At 54.0% G+C, this 14,241-nt stretch carries 11 protein-coding genes; 10 read left to right on the forward strand and 1 reads right to left on the reverse strand.

The features are described 5' to 3' along the window. Positions 1-15 precede the first annotated feature (15 nt). The 6 genes from AAA927_RS05620 to AAA927_RS05645 all read left to right on the forward strand — a co-directional run bounded on the left by AAA927_RS05620 (position 16) and on the right by AAA927_RS05645 (position 7,053). The gene (locus tag AAA927_RS05620) at positions 16-1,548 is read left to right on the forward strand and encodes an ABC transporter permease/substrate-binding protein (RefSeq protein ID WP_338216493.1); all 1,533 of its coding nucleotides are present in this window, start codon (positions 16-18) and stop codon (positions 1,546-1,548) included. After that, positions 1,548-2,477 (forward strand): ABC transporter ATP-binding protein, encoded by a 930-nt coding sequence (locus AAA927_RS05625; protein ID WP_125579425.1) that lies wholly within the window; start codon positions 1,548-1,550, stop codon positions 2,475-2,477. Before AAA927_RS05620 ends, AAA927_RS05625 begins: the two co-directional genes overlap by 1 nt. Positions 2,478-2,544: 67 nt before the next feature. Then, positions 2,545-3,870, forward strand: coding sequence for a dihydrolipoyl dehydrogenase family protein (locus AAA927_RS05630; RefSeq protein ID WP_338216496.1), 1,326 nt, complete (start codon positions 2,545-2,547; stop codon positions 3,868-3,870). 553 nt (positions 3,871-4,423) lie between these two features. After that, positions 4,424-5,440: a tryptophan--tRNA ligase gene (gene trpS, locus AAA927_RS05635; protein WP_338216498.1), complete on the forward strand. Its 1,017-nt coding sequence runs from the start codon at positions 4,424-4,426 to the stop codon at positions 5,438-5,440. 140 nt (positions 5,441-5,580) lie between these two features. Continuing rightward, a complete protein-coding gene (locus tag AAA927_RS05640) occupies positions 5,581-6,165 on the forward strand; it encodes a LemA family protein (RefSeq protein ID WP_125579428.1) in 585 nt (194 codons plus the stop codon). A gap of 9 nt (positions 6,166-6,174) precedes the next feature. Continuing rightward, positions 6,175-7,053, forward strand: a complete 879-nt coding sequence (locus AAA927_RS05645) for a TPM domain-containing protein (RefSeq protein WP_338216500.1) — start codon at positions 6,175-6,177, stop codon at positions 7,051-7,053. A 61-nt stretch (positions 7,054-7,114) separates the two neighbouring features. On the opposite strand, the gene AAA927_RS05650 is transcribed toward AAA927_RS05645, so the two are convergent. After that, positions 7,115-7,969 carry an AraC family transcriptional regulator gene (locus tag AAA927_RS05650; RefSeq protein ID WP_338216502.1) on the reverse strand — a complete coding sequence of 285 codons (855 nt, stop codon included), beginning with the start codon at positions 7,967-7,969 and terminating at the stop codon, positions 7,115-7,117. Positions 7,970-8,093: 124 nt separating this feature from the next. On the opposite strand from AAA927_RS05650, the gene AAA927_RS05655 reads away from it, so the two are divergent. From AAA927_RS05655 to AAA927_RS05670, 4 genes are all read left to right on the forward strand, one after another. Then, complete coding sequence (locus tag AAA927_RS05655; protein WP_338216503.1) at positions 8,094-9,395, forward strand: PTS sugar transporter subunit IIC; 1,302 nt, start codon at positions 8,094-8,096, stop codon at positions 9,393-9,395. Between the two features lie 26 nt (positions 9,396-9,421). Continuing rightward, entirely contained in the window at positions 9,422-9,895 is a 474-nt protein-coding gene (locus tag AAA927_RS05660; protein ID WP_338216505.1) for a DUF3284 domain-containing protein, read from the forward strand. Beyond that, positions 9,867-12,104, forward strand: coding sequence for an alpha-galactosidase (locus AAA927_RS05665; RefSeq protein ID WP_338216507.1), 2,238 nt, complete (start codon positions 9,867-9,869; stop codon positions 12,102-12,104). The genes AAA927_RS05660 and AAA927_RS05665 overlap by 29 nt, the downstream gene beginning before the upstream one ends. A 96-nt stretch (positions 12,105-12,200) precedes the next feature. After that, entirely contained in the window at positions 12,201-14,240 is a 2,040-nt protein-coding gene (locus tag AAA927_RS05670) for a beta-galactosidase (protein ID WP_338216509.1), read from the forward strand. Position 14,241 lies beyond the last annotated feature (1 nt).

The raw sequence follows: 14,241 nt of genomic DNA on the forward strand, positions 1-14,241 counted from the left end.
CCTTGGAGGCGCAACATGCAGAACTTATGGGAGACCTTCCTGACCCGGCGCGGCGACCTGCTGGCGGCGCTCGGCGAACATATTCAGCTGTCGCTGATTGCCTTGCTGCTGGCGTTATTAATCGCGGTGCCGTTGGGGATTTGGGCGCAAAACCACCCGCGTTTTGCCGGGGCGCTGCTACAAGTAACTGGGGTATTGCAAACCATTCCCTCACTGGCACTGCTGGGTTTACTGATTCCCATTGTTGGTATCGGGACCGCGCCGGCCATCATTGCGCTGGTGGTGTACGCCTTGCTGCCGATTTTCCAAAATACATATACTGGCCTGCATGAAATCGATCCGGCCTACACCGAGGCGGCGGATGCCTTTGGGATGTCGAAGCCGCTGAAGTTGGTGAAGGTGCAGCTCCCACTGGCGATGCCGGTGATTATCGGCGGCATTCGTACCGCCACCGTACTGATTATCGGCACCGCCACCCTGGCGGCGTTGGTCGGCGGCGGTGGTCTGGGCACGTTTATTTTGCTTGGTATCAACCGTAATGACACGACGTTGACGCTGCTCGGCGCGATTGCTGCAGCGCTGCTCGCGCTAGTGTTTTCCTGGTTCATCGCGCGGCTGCAAAAATGGCCGTGGCGGGTGTCGGTGGGCGTACTGGCGGCCTTAGCGTTGGCTTTTGGCGGCACTGCCGTGTATCAGGCGGTTGCCCCGCAACCGGAAACCATTATCGTGGCCGGCAAGCTCGGCAGTGAGCCTGAGATTTTGATCAATATGTACAAGCAATTGATTGAACAAACGGACGCCAAGGTCAAAGTCAGCCTGAAGCCTAATTTTGGCCAAACTAGCTTTCTTTTTAATGCGTTGAAGAGTAAGAAAATTGATGTCTATCCTGAATTTACCGGTACCGTGGTCACCAGTTTGGTGAAACCAACAGCCAAGCAAAATCAGGCCATTGCCAATGGCGCCGACAGCTACCCGATAGCGGAAAAGCTGCTTAACCAGCAACAACTGACCATGGGCAAACCGATGAAATACAATAATACTTATGCCGTGGTGGTGAAGCAGGATTTTGCTAAGGCTCACCAGATCACCAAATTATCGCAGCTCAGTCAGTTTGCCACGCCGCTCAAAGCCGGCTTTGATTTGGAATTCAACGCCCGGCAAGACGGGTACAAAGGCATCCAGAGCTTGTATGGCTTGACCTTTAACGTGCAGACCCTCGATGCCTCGCTGCGGTACCAGGCGCTGGATGGCGGTCAGGTGCAAGTCACCGATGGCTACTCAACCGATTCGCAAATCCGTCAGTATCACCTGCTGGCGCTACAAGACGACAAGCATCTGTTTCCGGTGTATCGCGGTGCGCCGCTGATGCGTCAAGATTTTGCCCAAGCGCATCCGCAAGTGGTCAAAGCCTTGAATCAATTGGCTAATCGCATCACGGAACCGGAAATGCAGGAAATGAACTACCAAGTCAATGTGAAAGGGCAAAGTGCGGCCAAAGTGGCTAAAGCTTACCTGAAGGCTCATGGCTTGCTCAAGGAGGCGCGCTGATGAACGTCTTAAAATTTGACCATGTCACCAAGCGCTACGATGGCCGCGCCGTGGTTGAGGACTTGTCCTTGACGATTGGCGAAGGGGAGCTGTTCGTGCTGGTCGGGGCCTCTGGTTCTGGGAAAACCACCACTTTGAAAATGATCAACCGCCTGATTGAGCCCACCGATGGCGATATTTACTTCAACGATAAGCGCCTGATTGATACTGATTTACGGGACTTACGGTGGAACATTGGCTATGTCTTGCAACAGATTGCTCTGTTTCCGAATATGACCGTGGGGGCCAATATTGCGCTTATTCCGCAGATGAAACACTGGCCGAAAGATCAAATCAAGCAGCGAGTGGATGAGATGCTCGAGGCAGTCGACCTCGCCCCGGAGAAATATCGCGACCGCATGCCAGATGAATTGTCCGGTGGTGAACAGCAACGCGTCGGGATTTGCCGGGCGCTGGCTTCCAAACCGCCGATGGTGCTGATGGATGAACCATTCTCGGCGCTGGATCCCATTTCCCGCACCAGCTTACAAGACATGGTGTTACGGCTGCATCGCAAACTCAAAACCACCATTGTCTTCGTCACGCATGACATGAATGAAGCCATGAAGCTGGGCGATCGGATTGCGGTGATGCGGTCCGGCAAGCTGCTGCAAGTGGCCACGCCAGAAGAAATTGCCGCTAACCCCGCCACCAGTTTCGTGTCGGACTTTTTTGCCGGCGCCGCGCCGGCACTGCTTGAAACCCCGATTTTTGAACTGGCTAGTTTTGGCACCCCGACCACCGAGCAAGGTAGTTATGCCGAAGATACCCCGCTGCAAGTCGTGCTAGCGCCACTGGCCGAGGGTAAACACGTGACAGTGGCGGCGCAAGCGGGTAACTTTAAGTTGAATGCCTCGCAAGTGTTGGGGTATCTGGCGAAGGCGAAATAGTTGTGAGATCCCACTAGTGTGCGCCTTTCACGCATCAAAAACGCTGACTTTCAGGAGGTTTGATCCTATGGAAAAGTACGATGTCATTGTTATCGGCGGCGGCCCTGGCGGCTTGGCCGCGGCGTATCCTTTGGCTGCTGGCGGCAAACGGGTGCTAGTGGTGGAGCGCGACTTATGGGGCGGCACCTGCCCCAATTACGGCTGTGACCCCAAGAAAATGCTGTATAGTGCGGTGCAGGCCAAAAAGCGCGCCGCGCGCATGACGCGGGCGGGCCTCGTCGGCATTCCCGACATCAACTGGCCCAACCTGATGGCCTTTAAAACCAGCTACACCGAAACCGTGCCCACCGGGACCCGTGCCGGGTTGGTTGATCAACGCATTGCTGTCGTTGATGGTGAAGCGCATTTTGTCGATGAACAAACCATTGTGGTGGGCGAGCAGTCCTTTTGGGGTGCTGACATTATTATTGCCACTGGCTTGCAGCCAGTGCTGCCCAATGTGCCTGGCAGTAGCTTAGTGCAAACCAGTCGTGATTTTCTCGAAATGCCGCAAATGCCGCAAAAAATTGCCTTCATCGGGGCCGGCTATGTGGGCATGGAACTGGCTAACATTGCTGCGTCCGCGGGGGCGGAAGTGCATATCATCATGCACGGCGACCGCGCCTTGCGCGCCTTTCCAGCCGCGGCGGTGACCGCTTTGGAAACCGAAATGGAAACCGGCCATGTTTATTTTCACAAGAATGTTACCTTGGATGCCATCGAACCGCTAGGCAACGGCGTGCGGCTGATGGCCCCGGACTTTACGATTGATGTGCAGCAAGTCTTTGCTGCGATGGGCCGGCGCCCAGATGACCAGCTGATGCTCAATCGTGGCCGGATCCGGGCCACGCCACAAGGTATCCTGGTCAACGACCACCTGCAAACCAGTAATCCTCATGTTTACGCCATTGGGGATGTGGTGGCGAAAAACCAGCCGAAGCTCACGCCAGTCGCCGGTTATGAAGGACGCTATGTCGCGGCCCAAATTCTTGGTGACACCGAGCCTATTAGCTACCCAGCCATCCCGGTTACGGTGTATGGCGCTTTGGAAGTGGCCCAAGTTGGGCTGAGCGAAGCCGAAGCTAAAGCCGCGCCCGACTACTATACCGTCAACACCCAGGACGTGACCCACTGGTACACTTATAACCGTACCTTGGAGCCCCATGCCAGCGTCACCATCATCAAGGCGAAAGCCACCGATGAAGTGGTCGGCGCCGTGGTGGTTTCCAGCAGCGCGGAGGACCTGATCAACGTTCTTACCGTCGCGATTAATCAGCACTTAACCGCAGAAGCCGTCAACGCCATGATCTTTGCTTACCCAAGCGAAGCCAGCGATTTGAGCTATTTACTATAACGACAGGCTCGGCTGGGCGGGATTAAAGCCGTCGAGTCTGCTGCTTGAGCTATTGTTGTCGGGTAAATGGATCGTTCAGTACGCCATCGATGTAGGGCAGGGCAGCCGGAGCAGCAAGGGGCTCAGGGGTGAAATTGTTCTTAGCCAGTGGGCTTAACTGGCTTAGAACAAGCCGCGACTTTGAGACTCGCAGGGCGAGGCTCAAAGCGCTGGCCACCCCGTTCCAGCCCCTTACTGCGGAGGCTGCCCTGCCCGGCCCTTTTATGTCCCAGAGCCGCGGGCTGTAATTGACTTTCAAGACCGCCTTAGCTATCATCAAGGTATATTCGCGTCAATGCGTGTGATGAGTAGCTAACCCAAGCGTGTGCAGGAAGCCGTCGAAACTGGAAAGACGACCACGGGGGTGAGTGAATTGGCTCACACAAGACGCTCGGTGGGTGCGCCTTAAGCCAACGAGAGCATCCAGTTTTTGGATGAAGTTAGGTGGTACCGCGCATCAGCCGTCCTATGTTGATTTCAACATAGGACGGCTTTTTATTTTTAGGAGGTTAACATGACAAAAAAAGTGATTTTAACAGGCGATCGCCCAACCGGCCGCTTGCACATTGGCCATTACATTGGCAGCTTGAAGAACCGCGTAGCACTACAAAACTCCGGTGATTACAATACCTTCATCATGATTGCGGACACCCAGGCGCTGACCGACAACGCTCGCAACCCTGAGAAAATCCGCCACTCCCTGATGGAAGTGGCCCTAGACTATTTGGCGGTGGGGATTGATCCCGCCAAGTCCACGATTTTGGTGCAAAGCGGCGTGCCAGCTTTAACCGAACTGACGATGTATTACTTGGACCTAGTGTCGGTTTCCCGTTTGAATCGCAATCCAACGGTCAAAACTGAAATCAAGCAAAAAGCGTTTGGTGAATCCGTCCCGGCTGGCTTTTTGATTTATCCGGTAAGTCAGGCTGCCGATATCACAGCGTTTAAGGCTGACACGGTACCAGTCGGTGATGATCAAGAACCGATGCTGGAACAAACGCGTGAAATCGTGCGCACCTTCAACCGTACCTACCAAAAAGACGTCCTGGTAGAACCAGAAGGCTATTTCCCGCCTAAGGGCCTCGGCCGCCTGCCTGGCATCGATGGCAACGCCAAAATGAGCAAGTCGCTGAACAACGGTATTTACTTGGCCGATGACGCCGATACCGTGCAAAAGAAAATCATGAGCATGTACACCGACCCGGATCACATTCACGTTCAAGATCCGGGCAAGGTCGAAGGCAACGTGGTCTTCACTTACCTGGATGTTTTTGATCCGGATAAAGCCAAAGTGGCTGAGCTTAAAGCGCAGTACGAACATGGCGGCTTAGGCGATGTGAAGATCAAGCGCTATTTGAATGAGGTCATGGAAGCAACCTTGGCCCCAATTCGGGCGCGGCGGGAAGAATACGCTAAGGACATGGATGCGGTCGCTGATATGTTGATTGCTGGTACCAAGCATGCCAATGAAGTGGCGAACCAAACCTTGACCGAAGTGCGTGATGCCATCGGGTTCAACTATTTTAAATAAATAAATGTGCAGGATTATTCCCGGCGATAAACATCCTGCTTAGGGCTGATGCTCCTTGGTCGAAACATGATAGACTTAGGGTATCAGCCCATTTTAATGAGGACGGTTGAAGCTTGCTTCGGCCATGAAGGAGATCAATTATGGACAAGAAAAAACTCAGCCCAGTGGCCATTACGGGGATTGTGATCGGCATTGTGGCGGTGATTATCGGTATCTACAGCATCAGCACCTATAACTCTTTGCAACGCGAAAACCAAGCGGTGGAAGCGCAGTGGAGTCAGGTCGAAAACGTGATGCAGCGGCGCGCTGATTTGGTGCCGAACCTGGTCAACGCTGTTAAGGGTTCCATGAAGCATGAAGAGAAGATCTTCACTGCGATCGCCCAGGCTCGCGAGAACTACAACAAGGCCACCAGCACCACCAAAAAGGCGCAGGCCGATGCCCAAATCAATACCAGCGTGGGCACCTTGCTGTCAGCGATTAACGAAGACTATCCTGATCTGAAGAGTAACAGCAATGTGCAGACCTTGATGACCCAACTGGAAGGCAGCGAAAATCGCATCTCTGTTGAGCGCAAACGCTACATCGAAGATGTCCGCGACTACAACCAAGCGGTCGTGACCTTCCCGAAGAATCTGTTTGCCAACATGATGGGACTGGGGCAAAAGGCGACCTTTAAGGCCGACCCTGGCGCCGAAAAGGTTCCAACCGTCAATCTCGATTAGAGGCTTGCCATGAAAAAACGGTGGCTTTGGTTCCTTCTGCCACTGGTGCTGCTATTTGGGCACGCCAGTCCAGTCCAAGCAGCCGCATATCCAGCGGCCCCAACGAACGGGCATTACTATGTGGACCAGCTGAATCTGCTGGATTCATCGACTCGCGAGTTGATTGATCAGAAAAACCACACCTACGAAGCGACCAAGCAAAATCCAGCGATTGCGGTGGCAGTGATTAAATCTTCGGATGGCCAAGACCTTGGCGAGTATGCGCCTGAACTCTTCAGTCGCTGGGGCGTCGGCCAAAAAGGCAAGGATAACGGGGTGCTGTTGGTGTACGCCGACAACGATGGCCAGCAAAATCTGTTCATTGAAGTCGGTTATGGCCTTGAAGGCGTCCTGCCAGATGCCTTAGCCGGGCAAATCCTCCAGCAAAACAAGGCGGCCATCAAGGCCAAGGACCCGGCGAAGATCAACGCCGGCCTGCGGAAAGTCTTCAACGCAGTGGCCACGGTCATCGACAAGAAGTACAAATTTCCCAAAGATAGCAACACCTTGTCCAGTAGTCAGCTGGCCCGCTATCAAAACGAAGACGAAACCGATAATGACAGTGGCGGTGGCGGCATTCTCGTCACGCTGATTACGATTTTCATCGTGCTGGCGGTGATTGCCTTGCTGTTCGGGGGCAATAATCGTGGCGGGCGCGGCGGCGGTGGCTCTGGCTTCTGGCTGTGGGTCCTGCTCGATGCGCTATTTTCCAGCAACAATCGCGGCGGCCGTTGGGGCGGTGGCTCCGGCTTCGGCGGCGGTGGCGGTTTTGGCGGTGGCGGCTTCGGTGGGGGCTCCGGCGGTGGTTTCGGCGGCGGCTCCTCTGGTGGTGGCGGTGCCGGCATCTAATCGTAAGCTGAAACAAAGACGGGCTCGAACGCAGAAGGCGTTCGAGCCTATTTGATTCCAATTATTCGGCTGATTGATGCTGCTTGCGGTAAGCGCGCGGCGACATACCGGTTTCCTGACTGAAAGCTTTTGAGAATGAAAAGGGATTCTGATACCCCACCGCATGGGCGATGACGCCGATGGGGTAGTCGCTTTCGGTGAGGAGCTGCGTAGCGTGCTGCATGCGGTAGGTTTTGATGTATTGCTGCGGCGACTGGCCGACATGCTTAACGAACAGGCGGTGCAGGTAAGTGCGGTCGATGTGCAGCGAATCGGCAATTTCACTGACCGAGATGGCTTCACCATAGTTATTGGTGATGTAAAACAGGGCTGATTCCAAGGCTTCTTTTTGGTCCAGATTGGTGCGCACCGCGAGACTGGGGTAGGTGGAGCTCAGCTGATACAGGAATTCATACAGGCGGCCCGTCATCAAGAGATTTCGATTGCGACTGGTATGGGAGGCGGCAATCACCGCCTGCGCCGCATGGATCACCGGACCATCAGGGTTAAAACTGAAGGTAGGGTTGCTGTTATCCAGCGCGGTGGTTTGCACATAGCGCTCAGCGGCCCGGCCGGAAAAGCCAATCCAGAGGTAGGTCCAAGGCTGACGATGATCCGCTTCAAACCGAATGAGGGTGTGGGGTTCGATAATAAAGCCCTGACCAGGTTTCAAGGCATAGAAGTGGTTGCGCACCGTGTAGCTGCCTTCACCAGCCAAGACGAAGTACAGCATGTAGCCGCTACGCACGGTGGGGCCATATGAGTGATCTGGCTCGCAGCGCTCTGTGCCGCAAGTATAAACATTGATATCAAGATTAGCGTTGCGATTGAGACTGGAGAAATCATCAACGCGGTGGTTTTCGTCATTTGTCGACATTTGGACAGGTTACCTCAACATTCTGCTATTTTGTTAGGGCTTACACGCAGTTATCATAACTCTTGTAAACCGATTTACAAAATTCATTTTATTGCTATTATCAACCCAAGGAGGGGTGGATCACATGAGTTTACAAGACACCATGAACGAGAAAGTGCTGCCACTGGCAACCAAATTCTCTCAAAATAAGTTCCTCATGAGTATCCGTGATGGCTTCATGGTTGCGTTCCCAGCGACCATGTTTGCTTCCATCATGATCATCATCCAGAACTTGCCAACGACTTTCGGCTTTGCCAAGTACATGCCGCAGCCGGTCACCGACTTTTTGAACAATTTCCTCGGCCCGGTTTCTAACGCGACGATGAATATTACCTCACTGTTTGTTGTCTTCGGGGTTGCTTATGCGTTGGCTGGTCAATACCATGCCACTCAGCTGTATGCTGGTGGGATCGCAATGTCCGCCTTTGTTATGTTACTCCCAATTATGTCCAATAAGAACGGTTCCTACATTGACATCAATTTGCTTGGTTCCAAAGGCATGTTTGTGGCTTTGCTGACCGGGATTTTTGCCACAATTATTTACTCCAAACTTGAAAACGCCAACATCACGATTAAGATGCCAGAATCCGTACCACCGGCAATCGCGCAGTCCTTTATCGCGGTTATCCCTGGTGCTGCTTCGCTGCTGACGTTCACCTTTATTCGCTGGTTGTTCACCTTCACCGCCTGGGGCAATGCCTTTGACTTCATTTATGATGTCTTGCAAGTGCCAATTCAAGGTTTAGGCGCAACGCTGCCAGCGACGATTGTGGTTTTGTTCTTCTCCCAATTCCTCTGGTGGTTCGGGATTCACGGCACTTTGCTGGTTAACTCAGTGGTTTCGCCTATTTATGCCGCTTTGGATATCCAAAACTACAATGCTTACCAAGCAGGTAAATCCATTCCTAACATCATCTGCTCGACGTTTGCCGGCAGTTTTGAAACCACTGGGATGATTTTGGCGATTTCCTTGGCTGGTTTGTACATTGCCAAGTCCTCACGGCTGAAGCACACCATGGAGCTCACGGCGGTGCCATCGGTCTTCAACATCAGTGAACCGATGACTTTCGGGGTCCCAATGGTCTTGAACCCAACCATCTTTATTCCTTGGATTTTGTCGCCAATCATTGTTGCTAGTGTCAGCTACTTTGCTTTTGCTTCTGGTCTGGTGCCATACCCAACTGGCGCGACGGTTGTTTGGTCCACCCCAATCATTCTTCAAGGCTGGCTTGCTACCGGTTCCTGGCGTGGTGCGGCATTGCAGATTGTGATGTTTGTGTTGTACTTCGTGATCTGGTTCCCATTCCTCAAGGTTTTGGACAAGCAATACCTGAATGAAGAAAAAGCGCAAGCAGCCGAAACGCAAACCGAAACTTCGGCGCAGTAATCGATGATTAGACTGGAGGGACCAACATGGCCAAAACAATGACGGTCGCCTATACCATGGCGCAGCCTAGCGTTGCCGTGTATCAGACGATTGTGGCGTCGCAGCTGGCATACTTCAAAGACCGCAACGCCGGCATTCAGGAGCTGGCGGTTGGGACTTCCGTTGCGACTACGCTGCACACCAAAACTGATCAAATGCCGGTCGCCGCGACCATGACCGTGACGCAGCTAGAGGCTGACCGCGTGTTTGAAACCGAGGTGACCTATGCCGCTGGTCGAATTGTGACCACCTATCAGCTGGCGCCAGCGGCTGAAGGCACCAAAGTCACTTACAGTGAAACCAATACCTTTAACAAGAAAAATTTTACCAACAGTTTTTGGATGGTTGGCTGGGTTTACACGCTGTTTTACCGGCGCAATATCAAAAAACGGCTGCAGTGGATTGAAGAAACTGCCGCTCTGAGTAAAGTAGGTGAGTCTAACGGCACTGCAAGTCATTGATGAGAAGTTTTTCCACTTAAGTAACGACCGCGTCAGCTATATTATCGCGGTGATGCCCAATGGTCAGTTAGGCCACGTGTACTTTGGCCCAAAACTGACCCTGGATCGAGCGCAACTTGAAGCCTTGGTGGCCCCGGTGAGCAAATCCGCCGGCACGGTCAAGTTCAGTGCTGACGATCACCAATTCAGTTTGGCTGATCAGCAGCAAGAACTGCCAGTTTATGGCTCCACTGATTATCGGCAGGGCAGCCTCGGCCTCAAAGCTGATGGGGCGCCGTTGTACCTTGATCTCAAGTATCAAAGTTATACCACCGCTAGCAGCAAACCCCGGGTGTTGACCACCCCAGGCGCGTTTGGCGATCAGGCTGATTGCCTGAACTTGACAGTGAAAGATAGTACCTGGCAAGTGGAGGCGGTGCTGCATTACACGCTGTTTTCTGATGCCGCCGCGGTCGTGCGGTCGGTGACGGTGACCAACCACGCCCAGCAGTCTTATCTGCTGGAGCGGTGCCTGAGTGCCACCTTGGATTTGCCCACCGCTGATTATGAGTTTCTGCATTTGTCGGGCAACTGGGCCCGCGAGCGACAGGTGCAAACCCAATCGCTGGCGCATGGCATTGCCAGTGTGGAATCGTTGCATGGGGCTTCCAGTCACCAACAGAATCCCTTTGTCGCATTGGTGGCCACTGACGCCACGTTGCGGCATGGTGAGGCTTATGGGGCTAATCTGATTTATTCCGGTAACTTCCAGGCCAGCGCTGAAGTCAATGAGTGGCACCAGACCCGGCTGACCACGGGAATTCATCCTGAGCAATTTGAATGGCAGTTGGATCCTGAGACGGCGTTTACCTCACCCGAAGCGGTGCTTCTGTACTCGGCTGATGGGCTGAATGGCTTGGCGCAACAAGCGGCGCAATTTGCCAATCAGCATATCATTGCGCCGCACTGGCAGCACCGGCCGCGGCCAGTGGTACTGAACAGCTGGGAAGCGGCGTACTTCAATTTGGATCCTAAGGTCTTGCTGAAGTTAGCGGATCAAGGCAAACAAATCGGTGTCGACTGCTTCGTGCTGGATGACGGCTGGTTTGGTAATCGTGATACAGACAATTCGTCGCTGGGCGACTGGCAAGTGGATCGCCGCAAGTTTCCAGATGGGTTAGGCGCTTTTGCTCAAGCCATTCATGCTAAAGGCCTGCAGTTTGGGCTGTGGTTTGAGCCGGAAATGGTTTCCCCGAACAGTGCGCTGATCAAGGCGCATCCTGATTGGGTCGTGGGTCCAAGCCGCGGGCGGCGCTCGGTTGGTCGCCATCAGTATGTGCTCGACTTCGCCAACCCGGCGGTGGTGGAGAACCTGTTTGACCAGATGCGGCGCGTGATTGATGAAACGCAGCTGGATTACATCAAATGGGACATGAACCGCGATATTACCGAAGCTTATTCGGCTTACCTCGCGCAAGTGGAACGTCCGCAAGGGGAATTTTTCCACCGGTATATTCAAGGCGTTTATGCCTTGTATGCGAAATTGTTGACCGCTTATCCGGATGTGCTGATCGAAGGCTGTGCCGGTGGCGGCGGCCGCTTTGACCTTGGGATTCTGTTCTATTCGCCGCAAATCTGGGTCTCTGATGACAGTGATGCGGTTGAACGCCTGCGGATTCAGTTCGGCACCAGTCTGGGCTATCCGCTGAGTGCGATGAGTAATCATCTCACCAAGGTGCCCAATGATCAGGTGGGTCGCACCACGCCGCTGGCCATGCGTTACAACGTGGCGACGTTCGGCGTGCTGGGCTATGAGCTGGATCTCACCAAGCTAACGCCAGCCACACTGGCAGCGCTCAAGCAGCAAATCGTCCAGTACCGGCAAAACCAGGAATTGATTTTGCATGGCCAGTTCGAATTGCTGCCACCAACTGGGACGGATCCGAATGAGTTTGCCTGGGCAGTGGTGAATGCTGAACGCACAGAAGCGCTGGTGGGCTTCTACCGGCTGTTAGCCACCCCCGGTAAGACGGTGTCAGACCGGTTAGCCTTGCCATTTTTGAACGGCGAGCAGCAGTACCAAGTCGAAGGCCAAAGCGTGCCCATCAGCGGCAGTGTGCTAAAGCATGTCGGCTTGCCGCTGCCGGTGCAGTTCAATGGGGTAAACCCCGATACCGCCACGCTCAAAGGTGACTATCAATCATGTTTGTTGCATCTGCAGGCCCTTTAATCGCTGCCGGATGCCATATAATGGGGATGTGATGCCATCACATCCCCTTTTGTGAATAAGGCGGCGCGGACTGCCTGCTGATAGGAGGAAAGACTCGTGAACTTCAATGTTGATGAACGCTTGCTGCATGGCGGCGATTACAACCCCGACCAATGGCTGGATTATCCAGAGGTAATTGAAAAAGATTTTGCGCTGATGAAAAAAGCGCAGATCAACACGCTGACCTTAGGCGTCTTCGCTTGGTCGGCGCTGGAACCGGAGGAAGGCCACTTTGACTTTGGCTGGCTGGATGACATTTTTGACCGGGTGAACCAAATGGGTGGCAATGTGATTTTGGCCACCCCAAGTGGGGCGCGGCCGCAGTGGCTCAGTGAAAAGTATCCAGAGGTGAACCGGGTCGATGAGCGCCTGCAGCGCCACACCCATGGATTCCGCCATGATCACTGTTTTTCCAGCCCGGTGTACCGGGAAAAGGTCCGCATCATCAATACCAAGCTGGCCGAGCGCTACGGCCACAATCCGGCGCTGGCGATGTGGCATGTGTCCAACGAATACTCTGGCACCTGCTTTTGCGACTTGTGTCAGGCGAACTGGCAGCAGTGGCTACAGGCCAAGTATCACACCCTCAAGGCCTTGAACGATGCCTGGCTAATGAGCTTTTGGGGTGGGACCTATACCGACTGGACGCAAATCAAAGTGCCTAGTGAACTGGGCTCCAGTAAAGTGCATGGCGTGGCACTGGACTGGCACCGGTTCAACACGGCGATGACCATCGACTTTTTCGATGCCGAAGTGAAGCCGCTGCGGGCGGTGAACCCAGCCATTCCGGTGACGACTAACTTCATGGCAGAAGGCCCGAATGGGGATTTCATTCCGCTAGAGGGCATTGACTATGGCGCGTTTGCCAAGCATGTCGATGTGGTGTCTTGGGACAGTTATCCGCAGTGGAACAACAATTTTGAACCGCTCGCCGAAACCGCGATGAAAACGGCGTTCGTCCATGACACTTTTTATGGATTGAAAAGCCAGCCGTTTTTGGTGATGGAATCCGCGCCTTCGCGGGTGAATACCCCAGTCGCGAAGTTGAAGCGGCCAGGGGTGCACGCCTTGGCGTCGTTCCAGCAGCTTGCGCATGGCTCTGAGGGCTCCTTATACTTCCAAATTCACGCTTCCCGGGCAAATTCGGAAAAGTTCCATGGTGCCGTGATCGGTCATGATGGCACCGGCGACACCCGGGTGTTTAAGGAAGTGGCGGCCTATGGTGAACGCCTGACCCAACTTAAAGGATTACGCCGCACCACGCGCCAGCCGCATGTGGCCATTTTGTTCGACTGGGATGTCCTGTGGGCGCAAAATCGGGAAGCGGCGTTCGGCCGCGATCGCAAGCGTTACTTCCAGACTTTGGAAGATCATTACAACTTCTTCTGGCAGCATGACATTCCGGTAGCGGTTCAGCCGGTGGATCACGATTTCAGTCAGTACGATTTGGTGATTGCCCCGATGCTGTACCTGATGCGGCCAGAATTAATGGCGCGCCTGCAGGCTTATGTCAAACAGGGCGGCACGCTGGTCTCCTCATACTTCACCGGCATTGTCGATGAACATGACTCCGTTTACCTTGGCGGCTGGCCTCAGCCGCTACAAGAAACCTTTGGCATAGCGCTGGGTGAGTTTGACTCGGTTTACCCTGGTGAGCACAATCACGTCAGCTTTGCCGGCCAAACGTTTGAAACGCATGATTACAATCAGCTAATCACGGCTAAAGCCGCGCAAGTGTTGGGTCAGTATGAAAACGACTTTTATGCCGGTACTGCCGCCGTAACTCAAAACGACTACGGCGCCGGTCACGCGTACTATATCGGGCCGCGCACCGACCGCGATTTGCTGAATAAGCTGTATGCTGGGCTGCCAGTGGTGCAGGCCCTGATGAGCGAGCAGTTGGCAGCGCCTAATGCCGCCGTATCGATTCAAACCCGTCAAGGTGAAGCCGGGACCTTTGTTTTCATCATGAACTTTAGCGAGCAAGCACAAACCGTGACCCTGAAACAAGCGCTGGTCGATGCTGAAACTGGCGCAGCGCTCAGTGGCACCTTGGCGCTGAACCCGTATCAAGTCGTGGTGGCCAAGGAGGGCTAAC

Origin of the sequence: Lacticaseibacillus salsurivasis (assembly GCF_036246225.1) — a bacterium.
GTDB lineage: Bacteria > Bacillota > Bacilli > Lactobacillales > Lactobacillaceae > Lacticaseibacillus > Lacticaseibacillus salsurivasis.

Bases quoted from the DNA above. Each gene is read 5' to 3' on its own strand.
- AAA927_RS05620 (WP_338216493.1), top strand. From the start codon at position 16: ATGCAGAACTTATGGGAGACCTTCCTGACCCGGCGCGGCGACCTGCTG.
- AAA927_RS05625 (WP_125579425.1), top strand. From the start codon at position 1,548: ATGAACGTCTTAAAATTTGACCATGTCACCAAGCGCTACGATGGCCGC.
- AAA927_RS05630 (WP_338216496.1), top strand. From the start codon at position 2,545: ATGGAAAAGTACGATGTCATTGTTATCGGCGGCGGCCCTGGCGGCTTG.
- trpS (WP_338216498.1), top strand. From the start codon at position 4,424: ATGACAAAAAAAGTGATTTTAACAGGCGATCGCCCAACCGGCCGCTTG.
- AAA927_RS05640 (WP_125579428.1), top strand. From the start codon at position 5,581: ATGGACAAGAAAAAACTCAGCCCAGTGGCCATTACGGGGATTGTGATC.
- AAA927_RS05645 (WP_338216500.1), top strand. From the start codon at position 6,175: ATGAAAAAACGGTGGCTTTGGTTCCTTCTGCCACTGGTGCTGCTATTT.
- AAA927_RS05650 (WP_338216502.1), bottom strand. From the start codon at position 7,969: ATGTCGACAAATGACGAAAACCACCGCGTTGATGATTTCTCCAGTCTC.
- AAA927_RS05655 (WP_338216503.1), top strand. From the start codon at position 8,094: ATGAGTTTACAAGACACCATGAACGAGAAAGTGCTGCCACTGGCAACC.
- AAA927_RS05660 (WP_338216505.1), top strand. From the start codon at position 9,422: ATGGCCAAAACAATGACGGTCGCCTATACCATGGCGCAGCCTAGCGTT.